The sequence below is a fragment of the Brucella thiophenivorans genome, from assembly GCF_002252445.1.
Lineage (GTDB): Bacteria > Pseudomonadota > Alphaproteobacteria > Rhizobiales > Rhizobiaceae > Brucella > Brucella thiophenivorans.
The window spans coordinates 308067-327886 of record NZ_NNRJ01000015.1; the positions used below are offsets into that span (position 1 = coordinate 308067).

Genomic DNA, 19820 nt, shown 5'->3' on the forward strand with positions numbered 1-19820 from the left:
GTTTTGCGACGTGTAATAGGCTTGAGTGTCAGGCTATTGCATCCCAAATAAACCGCATTGAGCTAAGATAGCATCAGATGAAAAATGTTCATTTCTGATGTTGCCGTAAACAGTTGAGCAATAAAGCCAGATTAAAACGCTGACCATTAACGTTGAACGATCGAAAGACACGATGAGCGCTGACACACCACATATACATGTTTCGCAAGGGGCTGCCACTGCAGCGCCGAAAGGCGCAGGCATGCATTTTGGAGCGTCTGAAAAGGCAGCTTCGATGTTTCGTGCAGCGCAACGCCATTCGATCCGTGTGCGCGTTCTTAAAACGGCTTTGCCTGTAGCAGCCATTGCACTTGGGGCTGTCTTTTCATGGTATACATTTTTGGCAACGCCTGCGGCACCCGTAAAGGTCGAAGTCAATAATGGCGGCGAGGCTGGCAAGCTTGTTATGAGCAATCCGCAGCTCAATGGCTATACCAAGGACAATCGCCCTTATTCGATGATTGCTGAAAAAGCGGTGCAGGACGCTAAAAACAGCGGTTCGATTGCGCTTGAGGGTATTTCAGCAGAGCTTCCTGTCGGCGACGATGGCAGCGCCAAGGTCGAGGCGGCTTCCGGTGTTTACGATAATGCGAACGGTCGTTTGCAACTTGATAAGGATTTTACTGTTACGACGAATGAAGGCCTGCGCGCCGTCATGCGTTCTGCAGATGTTAATCTGAAGAGCGGTCAGGTGACGACGGACAAGCCTGTCGATATTCGCAATGGCACGACACAGATCAGTGCTGACAGCATGCAGATCAAAGAAAGTGGCAAGATCCTGATCTTTGAAAACAAGGTTCGTGTTGTTATTGACGGTGGTGCGGTTTCGGGCGACAACGCGTCTAATTAAAACTATGTTATACGCGTGCTTTCGAACTTCGTTTCTTTTTGCGCAGCGAGATACTTCTATCGGGTTGCGCTGGGTTTAATTATTATGGCTTGAGGTGTCGGTCTGAAAGGTTGATAGACTTTTCGGACAAGTTTATGCGTCGGGCTTGGATTTGATGCGCTCGGCCTGATTCCTTGGACGGGATATGTAGGGGAGCTTAAGAATATGGAACGCGGGACGGTCAAGATGAACAAGAGCATGAAGACCCGCACATTGCGGATGGGATTTGCGGCTTTGGCGCTTGGCTTGCTGGTTGCGCCAGTCTCCGTTCAGGCTCAGGATAGTCAGCAGGTGCCGTTTGGCAGTCTGAAACTTTCGGGCGGCAAAGACCCGATTAAGATCGATGCAGACAAGCTCGAAATGCTGGACAAGGAAGGCAAAGCCATTTTCACCGGCAATGTGTCGGTTGTTCAGGGTGATGCGCTTTTGAAGTCGGGCCAGATGATCGTGTTTTATAACAAGGCGGCACAGGGCGAAGGTGCACAACCCGCTGGTGGAACGGCTGGCTTGAGCGGTTCGGGCATTGATCGTCTTGAAATCAGCGGCAAGGTCTATCTGAAATCGGGCACGCAGGTTGCAACCGGTGACACCGGAACTTATGACGGCAAGAGCCAGATCATGGTTTTGCAGGGCCAGAAAGTTGTTCTGACTGACGGCGACAATGTTGCGACCGGCTGCAAGCTCACTGCTCACATGGACACCGGCAAGGCTTTCCTTGAAAGCTGCAAAGGTCAGAGCAAGGGCCGTGTTTCCATCATCATGGCACCCGGCGATAAACAGCAGGGCGGTGCTGCGCCCAAATCGAATTAACCGGAGTGCGCGTGGGATTGTTCTGGAATAAAAAAGCCGATGAGCCGCAAGCTGTTTCTGAAGGAACGGATGGCGTCATGCCATCGCAGCCCGGCAAAACGACCCGTCTTAAAGGGACGCTGGTTGCTCGTGGTCTGTGCAAAAGCTATCGCGGACGACAGGTCGTCAACGGCGTGTCGTTTGGTGTGCGCGCGGGCGAAGCCGTGGGGATTCTTGGCCCAAACGGCGCTGGAAAGACCACATGTTTCTACATGGTGACAGGCCTTGTGCCAGCGGATGCCGGTGCCATTGAGATCGATGGTTACGATGTAACTTCGATGCCGATGTATCGCCGCTCGCGTCTTGGCATCGGCTATCTTCCACAGGAAGCATCGATTTTCCGCGGCCTTTCTGTCGAAAACAACATCAAGGCTGTGCTGGAAGTGGTCGAAAAAGACCGCAAGAAACGCGCGACAGAACTCGATGCTCTGCTTGAAGAATTTCACATCGCGCATTTGCGTAAGGCACCTGCTATTTCGCTTTCTGGTGGTGAACGCCGCCGTCTGGAAATTGCGCGCGCACTTGCATCGCGTCCGAATTTCATGTTGCTCGACGAGCCGTTTGCCGGTGTCGATCCGATTGCCGTCTCCGATATTCAGCAGCTTGTGCGTCATCTGACCAGCCGTGGTATCGGGGTTCTGATCACCGATCACAATGTGCGTGAAACGCTCGGACTGATCGACCGCGCCTATATTATCCATGCCGGTCAGGTGCTGACCCATGGCCGTCCTGCGGAAATCGTCGCCAATCCAGACGTGCGCAGGCTTTACCTCGGCGACCAGTTTACTTTGTAATCGCACGCCCTTGTAAATGTGCTTTAGAGCCGCAATCCATGCGGTTCATTTCCTGCGACTATTTTCCACTTTTGTCTGAAAAGCGCACATTCTGAATTGACAAGCAAGGTTCATACCAGTTTTGATGATTGGTGCGCCTTAATTGAAAACAATTCAGGAACAGGCGGTTTTGCCAGCTTTTAATTTGTTGGCGGAGGGAAATCGGGGGAATTACACGACGCATGGCTCTTTCGCCGAAGCTTGATTTTCGCCAGTCGCAGTCACTGGTGATGACGCCTCAACTGATGCAGTCGATCAAACTGCTTCAGATGACGCATATCGAGCTGGATCAGTTCCTCGATCTTGAAATCGAGAAAAATCCGCTGCTGGACAGAATAGAGGCAGCGAATGATGATTTTTCGGACGCAGAGCCTCAACGCGAGAGCGAAGATGTGGGCACTGATTCTTCCCCAGATGAGGACTGGTTCAAAACGGAATCAGTGGATGACGCGCAAAATCTCTCTTCCACTTTTGATAGTTCGCTGGAGAATATTTTCCCCGATGATCCGGGTCGTAGCGATGATGCGCATAAGGACCTCTCTGCTCAATGGAGCACCTCTGCCGGCGAAACTTACAGTGCCGGCGGCAGCTATGACATCGATCAGGTGACGGCAAGCCGCATATCTTTGAGCGAGCATGTTGCGGAGCAGATCGCACTGACATTTTCAAGTGCGCCAGATCGCTTCATTGCAACGGCTCTGGCTGACGCTCTGGATGAAAGCGGCTATCTGCGCGCGGATATTACTTTGCTTGCGCAGAATCTCGGCGTTGAGACAGATCATATCGAAGGCATTCTGCATGAGATGCAAAGCTTTGATCCTTCTGGTCTTTTTGCACGTGATCTTCGAGAATGTCTCGCCATTCAGCTCCGCTTGAAAGATCGTTTTGATCCGGCGATGGAAGCACTCATCGAAAATCTCGACCTGCTTGCCCGGCGCGATTTTGCGGCGCTTAAGAAGCTCTGCGGCGTCGATCAGTCCGATATTCTCGATATGCTAAACGAAATCAGGATGCTTGATCCCAAACCGGGAACCCAGTTCGAGGTTTCGGTGACGGATGTCATCATTCCCGATGTGCTGGTGGCAATGGTGCGGGACGGTACCTGGGGGATTGAGCTTAATCCAGCCGCGCAGCCACGACTGATCGTAAACAACGAATATTACGCCGAAGTCAGCCCTTCCATCAAAGGTGAGGAAAAGACATTTCTGTCTGATTGCATGCAGTCGGCCAACTGGCTGATGCGCAGTCTCGATCAACGCGCGCGCACGATTTTGAAAGTGACGCAGGAAATTGTGCGCCAGCAGGATGGATTCCTGCATCACGGCGTAACGCATCTGAAGCCGCTCAATTTGCGCACAGTAGCGGACGCGGTTGGTATGCATGAATCAACCATCAGTCGGGTGACCGCCAACAAGTTCATGGCCACACCGCGCGGCGTATTTGAACTGCGTTATTTCTTCAATGCATCGATTGCCTCTTCCGAAGGAGGGGATGCGCATTCATCCGAAAGTGTGCGCCATCGCATACGTCAGATGATCGATGCGGAAAAGCCGGAGGATGTATTATCAGACGATGCAATCGTTGATGCTTTGAAGAAAGACGGTGTGGATATTGCCCGCAGAACAGTCGCTAAATACAGGGAATCGATGAATATTGCTTCCTCGGTTCAACGCAGGCGGGAAAAGAAAGCGCGCAGATCCGTCACCGGTGATTGATTCTCCGCGTGCCTTACAAAAAAGACTGGCAGAAGCTGCGATTGACAATTGACCTTTAAGTCAATAGAAGCCCCGCTCGCATCACGATATGCATAAAAAATGCCGGATTTCCGGTGTCCGACTGACAAAACGAAAGGCCAGGTCATATTTCGGGAAACGCTTCCGCGTTTCCAGCGTTACATAAAAGAACGATGTGCAGCGAACTTCCCGGTCATGTGTTTTGAATTCACTTTGAATACACGTGAGGGGAAATTACTCGAAAAGCCGCTTGAATGCACATATTCGGTCGGGTGTTTTGGCACTGTGTCCGGATTTGTGAATGGGGCTTGAAAATAGCACAGGACGAAAAGCATATTTGATGCTGGTTCGCTTTGCGCTTCGCTCACCATGTGATTAGACTACGTCCTGTTGTGTAACGCAAATGAGGTGTACCAAATGACTCTGCGTGTATCTGGAAAGCATATGGACGTCGGTGAAGCTTTCACGGCTCGGATCAATGATCGGGTTAACGAGGCGGTCGGCAAATATTTCGATCATGGCTTTTCCGGGCAGGTAACGGTCACCAAGTCCGGATCGCGGTTCAGCGCGGATTGTACTTTGCATTTAGATAGCGGTGCCACCTTGCAGAGCACCGGAGATGCACAGGACCCGCAACTGGCTTTCGATGCGGCTGCAGAAAAGATTGAAACGCGGTTGCGCCGCTATAAGCGCCGTTTGAAATCACGCCCTGCAACCGCACCAAATGCGATCTATGATGATGTGACATATCGTGTTATGGCACCGCTGCTGGAGGATGAGGAGGATCTTCCGGCGGATTACGCGCCAACTATTGTTGCGGAATCGTCTGTCGCTCTGCGCACCCTATCGGTCGCGTCGGCGGTTGTGGAACTTGACCTGATCGAAAACCCGGTTCTGGTCTTCCGCAATGCAGGCAATGATGAAGTGAATATCGTCTACCGTCGTGCAGACGGCAACATTGGCTGGGTCGACCCATCGACGGTTACCCGCCAGGCTGCGCCACGCACCTGACGGCAAACCTGAAGCGCACGCAGTCTGCTGTCGTGCGCTTCTCCAAACCGGGCCTTAAATGGTCTGATTGAAGAAGGAACGGAGAGAATGGATCTTAGTGATCTGATTCAGCCAGGGGCGATCATCCCTGCGCTGAAAGCCAGCTCCAAAAAGCAGCTTTTGCAGATTCTGTCTGAAAAGGCTGCGGAACTGACCGGTCTCCCTGAGCGTGAAGTTTTCGAAACAATTCTCCAGCGCGAACGCCTTGGTTCTACAGGCGTTGGCAATGGTGTTGCCATTCCACATGGCAAGCTCGCAAGCATCGACAAGATTGCAGGTATTTTTGCGCGCCTTGAAACGCCAGTAGATTTTGAAGCATTGGACGATCAGCCCGTTGATCTCGTGTTCCTGCTTCTGGCACCTGAAAATGCAGGTGCAGATCATTTGAAGGCCCTGTCGCGGATCGCTCGCATGTTGCGCGATGCCGACACCGTGGCAAAGCTGCGCGGAACCCATGACGCGCAGGCTCTTTATTCATTCCTGACAGCGCATCCGGCCTCAAACGCCGCATAAGCCTGACTAATTAACAAGCAAGGCCGCCGTTTCGGGGAGAACGGCGGCCTTTCTTTATACTTGTTTATCAGGATGTTTTTAATGCAGCATCACTGTGCGTAATTCATGCTCATGTGCGCCCTGCAATGCGGTTGCTCGAACATCGGAGAGCACAATCGGCTCGCCGCTCGCGCCAAACAGCGCCCAGATTTCAATACCTGATGCAATGGGGGGGAGAGCAGGGAAGGTGCGGGTCAGATCGTCGGAACGAATCTTGCGCACATAAGCCACTTCACCTTCACCCAGATGAGCGAATTCATATTCGGTGAGAATGTTTCTATCCATCATCATAGCCTCCATTTTTGCGGCATATCATTTGCGATCATGGCGCTTAAGAGCTTAATAAATTCCTATAGCCGTTTTTAGGTGAACCTAAGGTGAACCTGGTTCATTCCTTCACTGCTATATTTATACGTTTGATAAGCCGTTCTGGTTCAGGTCGATCAAGATCAATAGCCAATAAACCATTTTTCAGATCGCACCCGACAACCCGCATACCATCGGCCAGAACAAAAACGCGCTGGAACTGTCGCGCCGCAATGCCGCGATGCAGAAACTCACGTTCGGTGTCGTCGGTCTGGCGTCCGCGGATGACAAGTTGGTTGTCCTCCGTCATGACTTCAAGATCGTCGCTGGCAAATCCTGCAACAGCAAGTGTGATACGGAGGCGCTCAGAACCAGTCTCGCCACGCAGACGTTCTATATTGTAGGGCGGGTAGCCATCGCCGGATTTGGCAATCCGTTCCAGCGTCTTTTCCATTGTGTCGAATCCGAGCAATAGCGGGCTCGAAAACGGTGTCATTCTTGTCATTGCATCAGTCCTTATCGAAGCGACCGTCTTGGAAAGCACCCTTGCGGCGTATCTTTCACCCATCTGATATGGCTTGTGAAAAGCGTGACTTCAAGGGCCGAAATCGGATTCATTCCGTCACATCATGAATCAGATGCGTTACAGACAGAAGCCGTCAACATATGTTGGAAGAGTTTACCGCCGCGCTTCGCTCAAGGCGCGGCCAAAGGCTTTCGCAAAACTCTCGCGATCATCGGGATTGAGAAATCCGCCGATCAGAACGCGATCCTGACGGCTTTCGACATGCATGGATGTGATGCCAAATTCCGGCTTTCGCGCTATTTTAAACCGCGTCCAGAACGGATGAAACTCATGGGTAATCAGTTTGCCTGATGGTTCATATTTGCGAATATGCAGCGCTGAGCGGGATACAGATATTTCCTCGCGTGCATTAGCTGCGCGATAGTTCCATCGAAATGCCAGATAGATTGCCAGCACATCGAGGCCAAAAAAGCCGATGGTCGGCCAGGCACCTATGGACCAGAACAGGATGCAGACAAAAAGCCAGCAGCTTATCAACGCCGCCATCAGCACACGAAATCCGGTTCGTCCCAGCGAACGATAGGGCGTCAGCAGTGCTTCAAATATTGGTTTATCGAACCTATCGGGAAGTGCGCCGTCTGGATGCTGCATAAACTTTACGACCGCTCCGGTCGCCTCAACGTCTGGGGGAACTGCGTCAAGCTGCTGATTGTTTTTAAACGTCAGCTTCCAGTATAGAGACAAAATGGAAAACGCCAAAATCAAATCACCTTTGAACGCTCCAGCTTCAGCTCGCCGTCCGCGCCGGGTTTCCGGCACGTTATATACAGCGGATGAAATTCACGAGATTTTCCGTCGCTTTTCCATTTTGCGTCCAGAGCCCAAGGGTGAGCTTGAACATGTCAACGCTTTTACGCTGCTGGTGGCTGTCGTTTTGTCGGCACAGGCAACGGACGCGGGCGTGAACAAGGCAACGCGTGCGCTTTTTGCCATTGCCGATACCCCGCAAAAAATGCTGGCGCTGGGTGAGGAGACTGTTGGCAATCATATCCGCACCATCGGGCTTTGGCGCAATAAAGCCAAGAATGTCATTCTACTGTCCGAAGCGCTTATTCGTGACCACGGTGGCGAAGTGCCCGGCGACCGTGACGAACTAGTGAAGCTGCCGGGCGTTGGCCGCAAGACTGCAAACGTTGTGCTCAGCATGGCATTCGGTCATTCAACGATGGCGGTCGATACCCATGTGATGCGTATCGGCAATCGGATCGGGCTTGCACCGGGCAAAACACCGGATGCGGTGGAAGCCATTCTGATGCGGGTTATCCCGAAAGAATATCTGTTCCACGCCCATCACTGGCTGATCCTGCACGGGCGTTATACCTGCAAGGCGCGCAAGCCTGAATGCGAGAAATGCGCGATTGCCGATATTTGCAAATATGAAGCCAAGACCTGCGATGTTCCTGCGGCACTCATTCCGTTACCACCACAGCTATAGTTTTAACGTGTCTGCGAGCATTTTATTGGCTTTCGCTGAAGGTGGCAGACTTTGACGCGATCGCCATTCTTGCCGCGCTTCCACGTGCAGCCTTCATTTTTCGGCTTGCCTTCGTAAATATGAATACGCCCGCGACGCTTTTCATTAAAAGTCTGGTTTGAAAAATCATGGCCACCGACACGCACATTCTTACCAAAACGCACCTCAGCGAATGTTGACGCGGATGAAAGCATGATTGCGAGAATGCATAAAATTGCCGGGATGAGTTTCATTGTAGGTCACTTGTAAAATGCGTTCGCGTCGATCTTACCGGTGAATGGTCATCTTTTCAAAATTTCTTTTGCTCAGCGGGCATGCGCAGGAGGACGACTTGCCTCCTTTTGCGAGATCGCCTTGTGCAGATGGATCATCATGGTGGCTGCAAAAAGCGGTGTCAGCAGATTGACAATCGGGATTGCCAGAAACGCCGCAATCAGAAGGCCTGCAAGAAATACCGTGACACCATATTGCGATCGCAAAGCTTTGGCTTCTGCCTCCGAACGGTAGCGCATGGCGGCAAATTCAAAGAATTCCCGACCGAGCAGATAGGCATTGATCACGAAAAATGCGATCAGATTAATGCCCGGCACAAAGAGCAGAAACAGCGCCACGATGTTGCCCAGAATAACGACGCCAAGAAATTTGAGCGACAAAACAATGGACCGTCCTAATGGCAAGGCTGTGCCTTCAGACTGGCCGGGATAATCTTCGCGTTCGACCACTTCGGCCACATCATCAAGGAAAATACCGGCGACGAGGGCTGTTACCGGTGCAATCATCAAAGCAAGAACCAGCGCAAGGCCAAGCCCTGCAAGAATGGCGGCAACGATGCCAAGCCACCCGGCCCATTCCGGCATACCGGGAATCAACTGCTCTAGCCATGGCCATGCGAGAGTGAAAAATAATTGCCGGATTGCCACCCAAAGCCCGACGAGTAAAAGCAGCGTGAGGCCAAGCGTTTTCCACAAAACAGAGCGAAATTCTGGTGTTGGAAGGCGTTTAAGAGCTTTCAGCGCGGCTTCAATGATCATTTGGGTCCACTTTTCGCAATCCGATGTGATCCAGATAGGAATAGAGCTTAGACTGCACAAGATGTTCTACCCACAGATCGTCGCTTGCATAGGGTAGTCAAAAGACTTGCAAAAGGCTAAACCGGCCCCACATTGCTGTCGCCAAATCTTTGTCTGAAAACGTCTGACGAGAAAGGCAGCAGACAAACAGGGGAGCCAAAGATAGCTCATGGCTACATTCGACGTTCTTTGCATTGGCAACGCCATTGTCGATGTTATTTCGCGCACTGAAGATGCATTTCTGGAAACAAATGGCATCATCAAAGGTGCCATGAACCTGATTGATAGCGACCGGGCAGAACTGCTTTACAGCCGCATCAAGGGACAGATTACGGAAATGTCGGGTGGCAGCGCGAGCAATACGGCTTCTGGCATTGCAAGCCTCGGCGGACGTTCCGCTTATTTTGGCAAAGTGGCAACCGACCATCTTGGCCGGGTCTTTGCTCATGATATTCGCGCGCAGGGCGTTGCTTTTGATACGCGCGCGTTGGAACAGGGTTCACCAACAGCCCGCTGCATGATTTTCGTCACTGCTGACGGCGAACGCTCGATGAATACCTATCTTGGTGCCAGCGTTGAGCTTGGGCCGGAAGATGTGGAAACCTCGAAAGTTGCCGATGCGCGTGTGACTTATTTCGAAGGTTATCTGTGGGATCCGCCACGTGCCAAGGAAGCCATTGTTCTGGCATCGAAAATCGCACATGACCATGGTCGCAAGGTTGCGATGACATTGTCCGATCCGTTCTGCGTTGATCGTTATCGCGAGGAATTTCTTGATCTGATGCGCAAAGGTACGGTCGATATTGTGTTTGCGAATGAAGATGAAGCCAAGTCGCTTTATCAGACAAAGACGCTTGATGAGGCAATCGAAGCGATCCGCAAGGATTGTGAGCTTTCGATCATCACACGGTCTGAAAAAGGCGCGGTTGTCGTAACACCTGATCAGACGATTGAAGTGCCTGCTATCGAGATTGAAGAACTGATTGATACAACCGGCGCCGGCGATCTTTATGCCGCCGGTTTCCTCTATGGCTACACGAAAGATCGTTCGCTTGAGGATTGTGCACGTTTAGGTTCATTTGCCGCTGGTATGATCGTTCAGCAAATGGGGCCCCGTCCACTGGCAAACCTGAAGGCTGTGGCCACACAGGCCAAGCTTATCTGATTGATCATGGTACTATCCGGTCGCGTTTGAGTTCTTCCTCTGTGCGACCGGGACGACTTTTATAAACCGGTAGGTTCCAACCAAAATGAAGCGCGCCACCGCGCACAACAAAGGCGATGAGTGCAGCTGCAAGTCCTGCATAAATAGGATCAAATCCGAAGCGTTCCAGCAACACATAAAGACACGCCCCTGCAAGCGCTGCTGTGACATAGATTTCGCGTCGCATTAACACCGACGGTTCTCCCGCCACCATATCGCGCAAGATGCCGCCAAGGGTTGCTGTAAAAATCCCAGTGACAATCGCGACAGACGGTCCAAAGCCAAGCGATAGTCCTTTCGCCGCACCTACGACCGTATAGGCGGCCATACCAATGGCATCAAACCACAACAGAAGCCGGTATCGCGATTCAACCAGATGCGCTGTAAAATAGACGATGACGGCGGCTGACGTACCGGCCAGCAGATAAAACGGCTCAATGACCCAGAAAACAGGTGCGCCCAGCACCAAATCGCGCATTGTGCCGCCACCAATGCCGGTAATATTAGCGAGGAAGATAAAGCCGATAATATCAAGCTGGCGACGTGAGGCAGCGAGAGCACCTGTGGCTGCGAAAACGAAAACGCCCGCAAAATTGGCAAAATCAAAGATCGTCACTTAGTCCTCCCAGCGACATTTCGTCGATATTCCAATGGATGCCGACAAAAAGAAAGAGCGGCGATTAACGCGCCGCTCTTTCTCTCGAATAATGTTCAGCAGTCAATAAGCTTATGCATTGCCTTCGGGTGCAGCTTCCGCAGACGCCTTCGGACCGCCTTTGGAAACGCCAACCATAGCCGGACGCAGAACCCGATCACCGATCGCATAGCCTGCCTGCATAACCTGTACGACTGTGTTGGCCGGCAGTTCAGGATTTGGGACTTCAAAAATCGCCTGATGGAAGTTCGGGTCGAACTTTTCACCTTCAGGGTTGAGCTTTGTCACGCCGTGACGTTCCAAAGCCTGCAACATGGCGCGTTCAGTCATTTCCACGCCTTCGGCCAAAGACTTGAGATTTGCATCGGTTTCCAGCGCTTCTGCTGGAATTGATTCATGTGCACGGCTCAGATTGTCAGAAACCGAGAGCATGTCGCGTGCAAAATTTGTCACCGCATAGGTGCGAGCATCCTGAACATCGCGCTGGGTGCGCTTGCGCAGATTTTCCATTTCAGCAACCAGACGCAGCATCTGATCTTTCAGCTCTGCGTTATCGGCTTCAAGCGCTGCAATGGTATTTGCTGCAAGGTTTTCGGCGTCAACGTCTTCTTCTTCGACCTCGGCACGTGCCTCAGCCTTGCGGCTTTTCAGAAAATCATCGGCAGCACGCTTCAGCGCATCACGATCACGAGGATTATTGATGTCGCGCTGCTCAAGATCGGCGTTTTCGGGTGTATTCTTTTCATCAGCCATAATGCTTCTTCCGTCTTGAATGGTGTTTGCGCCGGATATTGAGTTTCGCGGCGTTAAAATCAAGGTCTAATTTCCTGCTCTTGTTAAGTCTGACAACTTAACGCAGCAATCGGGACACGATCTGCGCGGTATAATCCACCATCGGCACGATGCGTGCATAGTTAAGGCGGGTTGGTCCGATCACGCCAAGTGCACCGACAACGCGTTGTTCACTGTCGCGATAAGGAGCCACCACCAGTGACGATCCTGAAAGCGAGAAAAGCTTATTTTCCGAGCCGATGAAAATGCGTACGCCCGAACCCGATTCCGCTAAATCAAGCAACTGGATCATTCCATCCTTGGTTTCCAGATCGTCAAACAAGTGCCGCAGGCGTTCAATATCTTCCTGCGCATGGATATTTTCCAACAGGTTCGCGCGACCGCGCACGATGAGTCGCGCCGGCTGATCAGACCCTGCACCACTCCATACGGCAAGTCCTTGTGCGACGAGTTCCTGCGAGAGCTGGTCGAGTTCTTGTCTGGTGCTTTCAGAGAGCTTTTCCAGTTCTGATTTTGCTTCCGAAAGTGTGTGGCCATGAATATGCGCATTGAGGAAGTTTGAAGCCTCTACCAGTTGCGATGTAGAAATACCGGCGGGCAGATTGATGACGCGGTTTTCCACATCGCCATTTTGCATCACCAGCACAGCCAATGCGCGTGTCGGCTCAAGCCGCACAAATTCAATATGTTTGAGTGCGCCTTCTGCCTTGGTGGCGAGCACAAGGCCTGCACCGCGCGAAAGCCCGGACAGAACCTGACTGGCTTCGGTCAGAACGCTTTCAACGGAATTGTTGCCACCAGCGGAGCGCACCTGCGCTTCAATGGACGTGCGTTCATCAGGTCGCAGATCACCCACTTCCATGAATGCATCGACAAAGAAACGCAGGCCGATCTGCGTTGGCAGACGCCCGGCAGAAATATGCGGTGCATAAATCAGGCCCAGCTGTTCCAGATCGCTCATCACATTGCGAATGGTCGCAGGCGAGAGACTATGCGGCAAAAGACGGGACAGATTGCGCGATCCGACTGGATCGCCATCATTGAGGTAGCTATCGACGATCAGCCGGAAAATATCGCGCGAGCGCTGGTCGAGCGAACTAAGCAACTGATGTTCCGGTGATTTTATCATGGCGTCGTCTGCACAAATCTCTGAATTATTTGCATCAAATATAAGGTCTCACCGCGAAGCGATAAAGGCTCTAAGCCCACTCTAACAGGTGCCTTCAACACTTGTATTGATATTAATGGCGAAATTTCTTTCTATTTGCCATCGACAAGCCTAAAAAGCCGCAACGAAAACCGAAATGAGGAATTACCATGCGTCCATCCAAGCGCGCTGCTGACGAAATGCGTGCCGTATCTTTTGAGCGCGGCGTCTCCAAACATGCGGAAGGCTCATGCCTTGTCAAGTTTGGCGACACCCATGTTCTTTGCACGGCAAGCCTTGAGGAAAAAGTGCCGGGCTGGATGCGCAATTCCGGCAAGGGCTGGGTCACAGCCGAATATGGCATGCTGCCACGTTCAACCGGCGACCGCATGCGCCGTGAAGCCGCAGCCGGTAAGCAGGGTGGTCGCACACAGGAAATCCAGCGTCTTATTGGCCGTTCGCTGCGCGCTGTTGTTGATCTTCAGGCACTGGGCGAATTCCAGATTACGGTTGACTGCGATGTCATTCAGGCTGATGGCGGCACCCGTACGGCTGCAATTACCGGCGGCTGGGTTGCGCTGTATGATTGCCTGCGCTGGATGGAAGCGCGACAGATGATCCGCTTTGAGAAGGTGCTAAAAGATCATATCGCAGCTATTTCCTGTGGTATTCACGACGGCCAGCCTGTGCTGGATCTGGATTATGTTGAAGATTCGGCTGCTGAAACCGACAGCAATTTCGTCATGACCGGCAAGGGCGGAATTGTCGAAATTCAGGGTACAGCAGAAGGCGCACCATTTTCGGAAGAAGAGTTCGCAGCCCTTATGAAGCTTGCACGTGGAGGCATTAATCAGCTCGTCGAGTTGCAGAAGGCAGCACTAGCCTGATAGTTAAGGTCATCTCCATGAAAGAGGTGGCCGAAAATGCAGGCATCCCGCATTCTTGAAACCGCGCTCTATGTCCGTGATGTTGCTGAAGCGATTAAATTCTATCGCGACATTATAGGGCTTGAGCCGGTGGGCAAGGTCAGTGAACGCAATGCATTCTTCCGCTGTGGCGACGGCATTCTGCTGTTGTTTAAAGCGGCAGAAACGCTGAAATCAGCGGCACCCGGATCGCTGCCGGTGCCACCGCATGGAACGTCTGGGCCGGGGCATGTGTGTTTTGCAGCCACGTGTCATGAGATTGATGACTGGCGTAACTATCTCGAAAAGCACGACATCGCTATCGAGTCTGATTTCGAATGGCCCAATGGCGCACGTTCGATCTATTTTCGCGATCCCTCTGGCAACTCGCTGGAATTCGCTGAGCCGAAACTTTGGAGTTAAAGCATGATCCCGAAAAGTGGAAACCGGTTTTCAGCTAAGATCATGTGTGGAAAAAGGGCATGATCCCGAAAAGTGGGAAGCCACTTTCGGCTAAGATCATGCGTAAAAAGGTAGAACTGAAATGAGAAACCTCGAAAAAGGCAAACTGATCGTCGCATCGCACAATGCAGGCAAGCTGCGCGAGTTTGATGGACTGATTGCGCCTTTTGGCTTTGAGGTGAGTTCTGTTGCGGCTCTCGGCCTTCCGGAGCCGGAAGAGACCGGCACGACTTTCGAGCAGAATGCTTATATCAAGGCGCTTGCTGCGGCAAAGGCCACTGGCCTGCCGTCATTGTCTGATGATTCGGGCATGATGGTTGATGCGCTGGATGGCAATCCCGGCGTTTACACAGCTGATTGGGCTGAAACCGAAGACGGTACGCGTGATTTCAACATGGCGATGCAGAAGGTCGAAGATCTTTTGCATGAAAAGGGTGCTCTCACACCCGCCGAGCGCAAGGCGCGCTTTGTGTCTGTGATCTGCCTTGCATGGCCTGATGGTGAAGCACAATATTATCGTGGTGAAGTAGAAGGCACGCTGATCTGGCCGCCACGCGGCGATATTGGTTTTGGTTATGATCCGGTCTTCAAGCCGGATGGCTATGAAAAGACATTTGGTGAAATGACTGCTGACGAGAAGCACGGCTGGACGCCGGGTGATGCGTCAGCCCTTTCGCATCGTGCGCGTGCTTTCAAACTGTTCGCTGAAAAGGCGCTCGGTGTTGTTTCGGATACGGTTGAATGAACCATCATTTCTCTCCACCCGCCGGAAGTACCGATATTCTGCCGATAGCACGCTCGGATGGAGAAACGGCATTTGGAGTTTATTTGCACTGGCCGTTTTGCCTTGCCAAATGTCCGTATTGCGACTTCAACAGCCATGTGCGCCATCAGCCGGTTGATCAGCCACGCTTTGCGGAAGCTTTCAATCGCGAGATGGACACATTGCGCTCCCGTACAGGCCCGCGCACCGTCACCAGCATCTTTTTGGGCGGCGGCACGCCGTCACTGATGCAGCCATCTACAGTGGGCAGTTTGCTTGACGGCATTGCGTCGCGCTGGACTGTTGCACCTGACATTGAAGTGACACTGGAAGCCAATCCGACAAGCGTGGAAGCTGATCGTTTTCGCGGTTATCGTGCTGCGGGCGTCAATCGTGTTTCGCTTGGCATCCAAGCGCTGAACGATCTTGATCTGCGTCGCCTTGGGCGAATGCATTCCGTCGATGAGGCCAAGGCTGCAATCCGGCTGGCGCGTGAAATTTTCCCACGTCTTTCGTTTGATCTCATTTATGCTCGACCCAATCAAACGATTGAAGCCTGGCGTGAAGAGCTGAAAGAAGCCATCGGTCTTGCTGCCGATCATCTGTCGCTCTATCAGCTGACGATTGAAGAAGGCACGCAGTTTTATAATCTCTGGAAGGCAGGCAAGCTCACCACGCCGGACCCGGATCACGCTGCTGCTCTTTATGAAGAAACCCAAAAGATCACAGCGGAACATGGTCTTCCGGCCTATGAGATTTCAAACCATGCGGTGCCGGGGCGCGAGTCGCAGCACAATCTGGTTTACTGGCGTTATGGGCAATATGTCGGCATCGGCCCCGGCGCACATGGACGTTTTGTCGAGAACGGTTTGCGTACTGTTACGATGACCGAAAAGCATCCTGAAACATGGCTGGAAAAAGTTGCAAGCCATGGCCACGGTATTGTGGAGGAAGAACATCTCGATGGCGGACCGCAGGGCGATGAGTTTCTAATGATGGGGCTGCGGTTGCGCGAAGGCATTGATCTTGCGCGTTATCAGCGTCTGACGGGCCATGATATTGATCGCAAGCGCCTTGAACGGCTGATTTCATCAGGCATGATTGAAAAAATGGATGGCAGCTTCATCCGTGCAACGCCGGATGGCGCGCTGGTGCTTGACGCACTGGTGGCTGATCTTGCGGCATAAGGATACGCAATGACGGAATTTTTGGACGATCAGAAACGCGAATTTGTTGTTGGCGGCACCGCTCAGCGTGCGCGCCCAATTGAACCCGCGCTCTATATCGTCTCGACTCCGATTGGTAATCTTGGCGATATGACGCTACGCGGGCTGGAAACGCTGGCAAGCGCCGACATTGTGGCTTGCGAAGATACCCGGGTCACCCGCGTTTTGTTGGATCGCTATGGCATTGCACGTCGCCCGATCAGTTATCATGAGCACAATGCTGCTGAAGCGGGGGCAAAGCTGATCGCAGCCTTGCAAGCTGGAAAAAGCGTTGCGCTGGTGTCTGATGCCGGAACGCCGCTTGTATCCGATCCGGGTTTCCGGCTTGTCGGTGAAGCACGCGATGCAGGCATTCGCGTTGTCCCAATTCCGGGTGCTTCGGCACTTCTTGCAGCGCTGGCCGCTTCCGGGCTTCCGACTGATGCTTTCATGTTTTGCGGATTTTTGCCCGTCAAGCATGGTCAGAAGCAATCAAAGCTTGAAAGCCTCAAGAACATTGACGCAACGCTGGTGTTCTATGAATCGCCCAATCGTACGGCGACAACTCTTGCCGATATGGCGGAGGTTTTTGGCGATACGCGTGAAGCAGCGCTTTGCCGCGAACTGACCAAAGCCTATGAAACCATCGTGACTGCACCTCTGGGCGAGTTGAAACAACAATTTGACGGCGAAGACCGTATTCGCGGTGAGGTCGTGCTGCTGGTCGGTCCGCCTTCGGGTGAGGCTGGCCCTCAAAGCGAGGAAGACGTCGACAAGCTGCTGCTGTCGCTCGCGCAGGAGTTACCACCGTCGAAAGCTGCGGGCGAAGCAGCAAAAATGACCGGCGGGCAGAAATCAGTGCTGTATCAGCGCCTGATGCAGTTGAAGGCGCAGGGCTGATGAGTGAATTCCGCGAGAAAAAGCGTGTTGCTTTCTTTCGCGGACATAGCGCCGAACGTTGGGCTGCTTTGGCGCTCATGCTCAAAGGCTACCGCATCGTCGCACGCCGCTATCGCACACGGCTAGGCGAAATAGATCTCATTGCCCGGCGCGGCAATCTCATTCTTATTGTAGAAGTCAAAGCACGTTCCAGCGTCGAAGCAGCGCAGCTTGCCGTCACCCCACAAGCCATGCGACGGATCGAGGCAGCTGCCGATATGTGGCTGCAACGCCAGCCGGATCATGCGCGATTATCGCTGCGCTTTGATCTCGTGGCTGTCTTACCACGACGCTGGCCAAAGCATGTGCCAGCATTTTTTACGTCGGGCAATTATAGCTAGTCACGCATCGGCCCAAAAATCGAAATCGATTTTTGGAAAGCTCGATGCGCATTTTTCGTGTTTGAGCGTCCTTTGTGTGTCCAATAGGACGCACGGCGCTCAAATGCTAATCCTACAAAAATAATGGGATATAATTTGAGGCAAACAGGAATTAAAATCCTCAAAATGCCTTTTCAGAGGAAAAGTGATGCTCCGCGCGATTTGCGCACGCAAGCCCGTTTCTTATAAAATTTCCGCAGTCCAGAAATAATAGCGGCACTCTCAAAAAGGATAGTGCCGTGGCTTTCGCGTCCCAACGACTTCTTGCTGATTTTCCTGCCTTCTTCCGTGTTTCGGAAGAGGTAGTGGTTATTGTTGGCGGCGGCGAAGAAGCGCTCAACAAAGCCCGCCTTGTGGCCCAGACGTCCGCTCGTTTGCGCATCGTTGCGGAAGAGTATGAGCCAGCTTTGGCGAGCTTCATCGAAAGCCAAGGTGCCGAGCAAGTCCAGCAAGCTTTTGAACCAAAACATCTTGAAGGTGCAAAGCTGGTTTTTGTTGCGACCGGCGATGAACAGACCGATCGCGCAATTGCAGCGATTGCCAAAGCGCATAAAATTCCAGTCAATGTAGTTGACCGTCCGGCACTCTGCGATTTCCTGACGCCGGCTATCGTCAACCGCGCACCGATTGCAATTGCGATTGGTACAGAAGGCTCTGCCCCGGTGCTGGCGCAGATGGTGCGTGCGCGCATTGATGCGGCTTTCTCGCCACCCCTTGGTGAGCTTGCACATTATGCCGAAAGCTGGCGTCCGCTGGTCGAAAAGCTTTTGCCTAAAGGCTTGGCTCGCCGCAGTTTCTGGCGTGGGTTTTTCTCCGGCTCCGTATCGCGTGCTGTTGAAAACGGTGATCGCGAAGAAGCATACAAAGCTGCAAATGAATTAATCGAGCAAAGAGAACATGCTGCCGGTTATGTCTGGCTGGTTGGTGCTGGTCCGGGTGCAGAAGATCTGCTGACCCTGCGCGCACATCGCGTTCTGATGGAAGCTGACGTGATTGTGCATGACGCACTGGTGCCGGAAGGCGTGATTGCCATGGGGCGTCGCGATGCGGAGCGTCTTTCGGTCGGCAAGCGCAAGGGATGCCATTCCAAGAGCCAGAACGAGATCAATGATCTGCTCGTCAGCCTTGGTCGCGAAGGCAAGCGCGTGGTGCGTCTGAAAGCGGGCGATCCGCTGGTGTTTGGTCGTGCGGCCGAAGAAATGGCGGCGCTGCGTTCAGCCGGTATCGGCTTTGAGATCGTACCGGGCATTACGTCCGCTTTCGCAGCCGCAGCCGATATGGAACTGCCGCTGACTTTGCGTGGTGTTGCTTCTTCGCTGGTGTTTACGACGGGTCACGACATGGCAGGTGATGTGCTGCCGGGCTGGGCCAAGCTTGCAGTCTCAGGCGCAACAATCGCCGTCTATATGGGCTCAAGCGTTGCGGCCTCCGTTGCAAGCCGTCTGATTTCTGCGGGGCTGCATGAAGATACGGCTGTCGCGGTTGTTGAGAATGCCAGCCGCAAGGATAAGCGGATGTTCCATGGAACATTAAAAGATCTGCCATCTCTGGAAGAGCGCAAAGAGCTCTCCGGTCCAGTCATGGTCATCATCGGCGATGCTGTTGCAGGTGCCGCCATCGACAAAGCGCAAGCGCTGGCGGTTAGACCCGTTGCAGTCGCTGCTTAAATCAGGAGTCGGAAAAATGGTTGTAAAAGTTCTCACCGCAAACCGGCTCATTGATGGTCAGGCTGTGTGGCTTGGCGCTGATGGTTCATGGCAGGAAACGATTAATGGTGCACTGGTTGCCCGTCATGCCGAAGCAGTTAGCGCTCTCGAAGATGCTGGCAAAGTTGCTGCTAAAGCCAATCTGGTGGTCGATGTGAATTTGATTGATGTCGAAGAGCGCGACGAAGGGCTCTATCCCATTCGCTTGCGTGAGCGCATCCGGCTCTCCGGCCCCACCATTATTACGCTTGGTCAATCCTTTTTGAAGCAAGCTTCCTGAT

24 protein-coding genes are annotated in these 19820 nt (G+C 52.7%); 16 read left to right on the top strand and 8 right to left on the bottom strand.

Annotation, left to right across the window (positions count from 1 at the left end):
* Nucleotides 1-172: 172 nt before the first annotated feature.
* The 6 genes from lptC (at nucleotide 173) to ptsN (ending at nucleotide 5906) form a co-directional block, all read left to right on the top strand.
* On the top strand, nucleotides 173-889 hold the full coding sequence (gene lptC, locus CEV31_RS06380) for an LPS export ABC transporter periplasmic protein LptC (protein ID WP_094506192.1): 717 nt from the start codon (nucleotides 173-175) through the stop codon (nucleotides 887-889).
* A 204-nt stretch (nucleotides 890-1093) separates the two neighbouring features.
* The gene (locus CEV31_RS06385) at nucleotides 1094-1738 is read left to right on the top strand and encodes an LptA/OstA family protein (protein ID WP_094506194.1); all 645 of its coding nucleotides are present in this window, start codon (nucleotides 1094-1096) and stop codon (nucleotides 1736-1738) included.
* Between the two features lie 11 nt (nucleotides 1739-1749).
* Nucleotides 1750-2571, top strand: a complete 822-nt coding sequence (gene lptB, locus CEV31_RS06390; RefSeq protein ID WP_094506550.1) for an LPS export ABC transporter ATP-binding protein — start codon at nucleotides 1750-1752, stop codon at nucleotides 2569-2571.
* A 221-nt stretch (nucleotides 2572-2792) separates the two neighbouring features.
* Nucleotides 2793-4325 (top strand): RNA polymerase factor sigma-54, encoded by a 1533-nt coding sequence (rpoN, locus tag CEV31_RS06395; RefSeq protein ID WP_094506196.1) that lies wholly within the window; start codon nucleotides 2793-2795, stop codon nucleotides 4323-4325.
* A gap of 435 nt (nucleotides 4326-4760) precedes the next feature.
* The gene (gene hpf, locus CEV31_RS06405; RefSeq protein WP_094506198.1) at nucleotides 4761-5354 is read left to right on the top strand and encodes a ribosome hibernation-promoting factor, HPF/YfiA family; all 594 of its coding nucleotides are present in this window, start codon (nucleotides 4761-4763) and stop codon (nucleotides 5352-5354) included.
* Nucleotides 5355-5441: 87 nt separating this feature from the next.
* Complete coding sequence (gene ptsN, locus CEV31_RS06410; RefSeq protein WP_094506200.1) at nucleotides 5442-5906, top strand: PTS IIA-like nitrogen regulatory protein PtsN; 465 nt, start codon at nucleotides 5442-5444, stop codon at nucleotides 5904-5906.
* Between the two features lie 78 nt (nucleotides 5907-5984).
* Here ptsN and CEV31_RS06415 read toward each other — a convergent pair whose 3' ends face one another.
* The 3 genes from CEV31_RS06415 to CEV31_RS06425 form a co-directional block, all read right to left on the bottom strand.
* Nucleotides 5985-6230 carry a BQ00720 family protein gene (locus tag CEV31_RS06415; RefSeq protein ID WP_094506551.1) on the bottom strand — a complete coding sequence of 82 codons (246 nt, stop codon included), beginning with the start codon at nucleotides 6228-6230 and terminating at the stop codon, nucleotides 5985-5987.
* Nucleotides 6231-6333: 103 nt separating this feature from the next.
* The gene (locus CEV31_RS06420) at nucleotides 6334-6756 is read right to left on the bottom strand and encodes an Hsp20 family protein (RefSeq protein WP_094506552.1); all 423 of its coding nucleotides are present in this window, start codon (nucleotides 6754-6756) and stop codon (nucleotides 6334-6336) included.
* Between the two features lie 174 nt (nucleotides 6757-6930).
* Nucleotides 6931-7428, bottom strand: coding sequence for a DUF2244 domain-containing protein (locus CEV31_RS06425; RefSeq protein ID WP_094506553.1), 498 nt, complete (start codon nucleotides 7426-7428; stop codon nucleotides 6931-6933).
* 94 nt (nucleotides 7429-7522) lie between these two features.
* Between CEV31_RS06425 and nth the strand changes: the two genes are divergently transcribed.
* Nucleotides 7523-8272, top strand: coding sequence for an endonuclease III (gene nth / locus CEV31_RS06430; RefSeq protein WP_094506201.1), 750 nt, complete (start codon nucleotides 7523-7525; stop codon nucleotides 8270-8272).
* Between the two features lie 2 nt (nucleotides 8273-8274).
* On the opposite strand, the gene CEV31_RS06435 is transcribed toward nth, so the two are convergent.
* Nucleotides 8275-8544 (bottom strand): hypothetical protein, encoded by a 270-nt coding sequence (locus CEV31_RS06435; RefSeq protein WP_210190893.1) that lies wholly within the window; start codon nucleotides 8542-8544, stop codon nucleotides 8275-8277.
* Between the two features lie 72 nt (nucleotides 8545-8616).
* Nucleotides 8617-9342: a sulfate transporter family protein gene (locus tag CEV31_RS06440; protein ID WP_094506202.1), complete on the bottom strand. Its 726-nt coding sequence runs from the start codon at nucleotides 9340-9342 to the stop codon at nucleotides 8617-8619.
* A gap of 208 nt (nucleotides 9343-9550) precedes the next feature.
* Between CEV31_RS06440 and CEV31_RS06445 the strand changes: the two genes are divergently transcribed.
* A complete protein-coding gene (locus CEV31_RS06445; RefSeq protein ID WP_094506203.1) occupies nucleotides 9551-10546 on the top strand; it encodes an adenosine kinase in 996 nt (331 codons plus the stop codon).
* Between the two features lie 4 nt (nucleotides 10547-10550).
* On the opposite strand, the gene CEV31_RS06450 is transcribed toward CEV31_RS06445, so the two are convergent.
* From CEV31_RS06450 to hrcA, 3 genes are all read right to left on the bottom strand, one after another.
* On the bottom strand, nucleotides 10551-11201 hold the full coding sequence (locus CEV31_RS06450; RefSeq protein ID WP_094506204.1) for a trimeric intracellular cation channel family protein: 651 nt from the start codon (nucleotides 11199-11201) through the stop codon (nucleotides 10551-10553).
* A 111-nt stretch (nucleotides 11202-11312) separates the two neighbouring features.
* A complete protein-coding gene (grpE, locus tag CEV31_RS06455) occupies nucleotides 11313-11993 on the bottom strand; it encodes a nucleotide exchange factor GrpE (protein WP_094506205.1) in 681 nt (226 codons plus the stop codon).
* A gap of 97 nt (nucleotides 11994-12090) precedes the next feature.
* Nucleotides 12091-13161, bottom strand: coding sequence for a heat-inducible transcriptional repressor HrcA (gene hrcA / locus CEV31_RS06460; protein WP_094506206.1), 1071 nt, complete (start codon nucleotides 13159-13161; stop codon nucleotides 12091-12093).
* Nucleotides 13162-13349: 188 nt separating this feature from the next.
* Between hrcA and rph the strand changes: the two genes are divergently transcribed.
* From rph to CEV31_RS06500, 8 genes are all read left to right on the top strand, one after another.
* Nucleotides 13350-14066, top strand: coding sequence for a ribonuclease PH (gene rph, locus CEV31_RS06465; RefSeq protein ID WP_094506207.1), 717 nt, complete (start codon nucleotides 13350-13352; stop codon nucleotides 14064-14066).
* A gap of 36 nt (nucleotides 14067-14102) precedes the next feature.
* Complete coding sequence (locus CEV31_RS06470) at nucleotides 14103-14507, top strand: VOC family protein (RefSeq protein ID WP_094506208.1); 405 nt, start codon at nucleotides 14103-14105, stop codon at nucleotides 14505-14507.
* A 121-nt stretch (nucleotides 14508-14628) separates the two neighbouring features.
* A complete protein-coding gene (gene rdgB / locus CEV31_RS06475) occupies nucleotides 14629-15291 on the top strand; it encodes an RdgB/HAM1 family non-canonical purine NTP pyrophosphatase (protein WP_094506209.1) in 663 nt (220 codons plus the stop codon).
* Nucleotides 15288-16496, top strand: coding sequence for a radical SAM family heme chaperone HemW (gene hemW / locus CEV31_RS06480; protein ID WP_094506210.1), 1209 nt, complete (start codon nucleotides 15288-15290; stop codon nucleotides 16494-16496). Before rdgB ends, hemW begins: the two co-directional genes overlap by 4 nt.
* Before the next feature lie 9 nt (nucleotides 16497-16505).
* Nucleotides 16506-17414, top strand: coding sequence for a 16S rRNA (cytidine(1402)-2'-O)-methyltransferase (rsmI, locus tag CEV31_RS06485; RefSeq protein WP_094506211.1), 909 nt, complete (start codon nucleotides 16506-16508; stop codon nucleotides 17412-17414).
* Nucleotides 17414-17794 (top strand): YraN family protein, encoded by a 381-nt coding sequence (locus tag CEV31_RS06490; protein WP_094506212.1) that lies wholly within the window; start codon nucleotides 17414-17416, stop codon nucleotides 17792-17794. Before rsmI ends, CEV31_RS06490 begins: the two co-directional genes overlap by 1 nt.
* Nucleotides 17795-18072: 278 nt before the next feature.
* Entirely contained in the window at nucleotides 18073-19500 is a 1428-nt protein-coding gene (cysG, locus tag CEV31_RS06495; protein WP_094506213.1) for a siroheme synthase CysG, read from the top strand.
* Between the two features lie 16 nt (nucleotides 19501-19516).
* The gene (locus CEV31_RS06500; protein ID WP_094506214.1) at nucleotides 19517-19819 is read left to right on the top strand and encodes a DUF2849 domain-containing protein; all 303 of its coding nucleotides are present in this window, start codon (nucleotides 19517-19519) and stop codon (nucleotides 19817-19819) included.
* Nucleotide 19820: the final 1 nt, after the last annotated feature.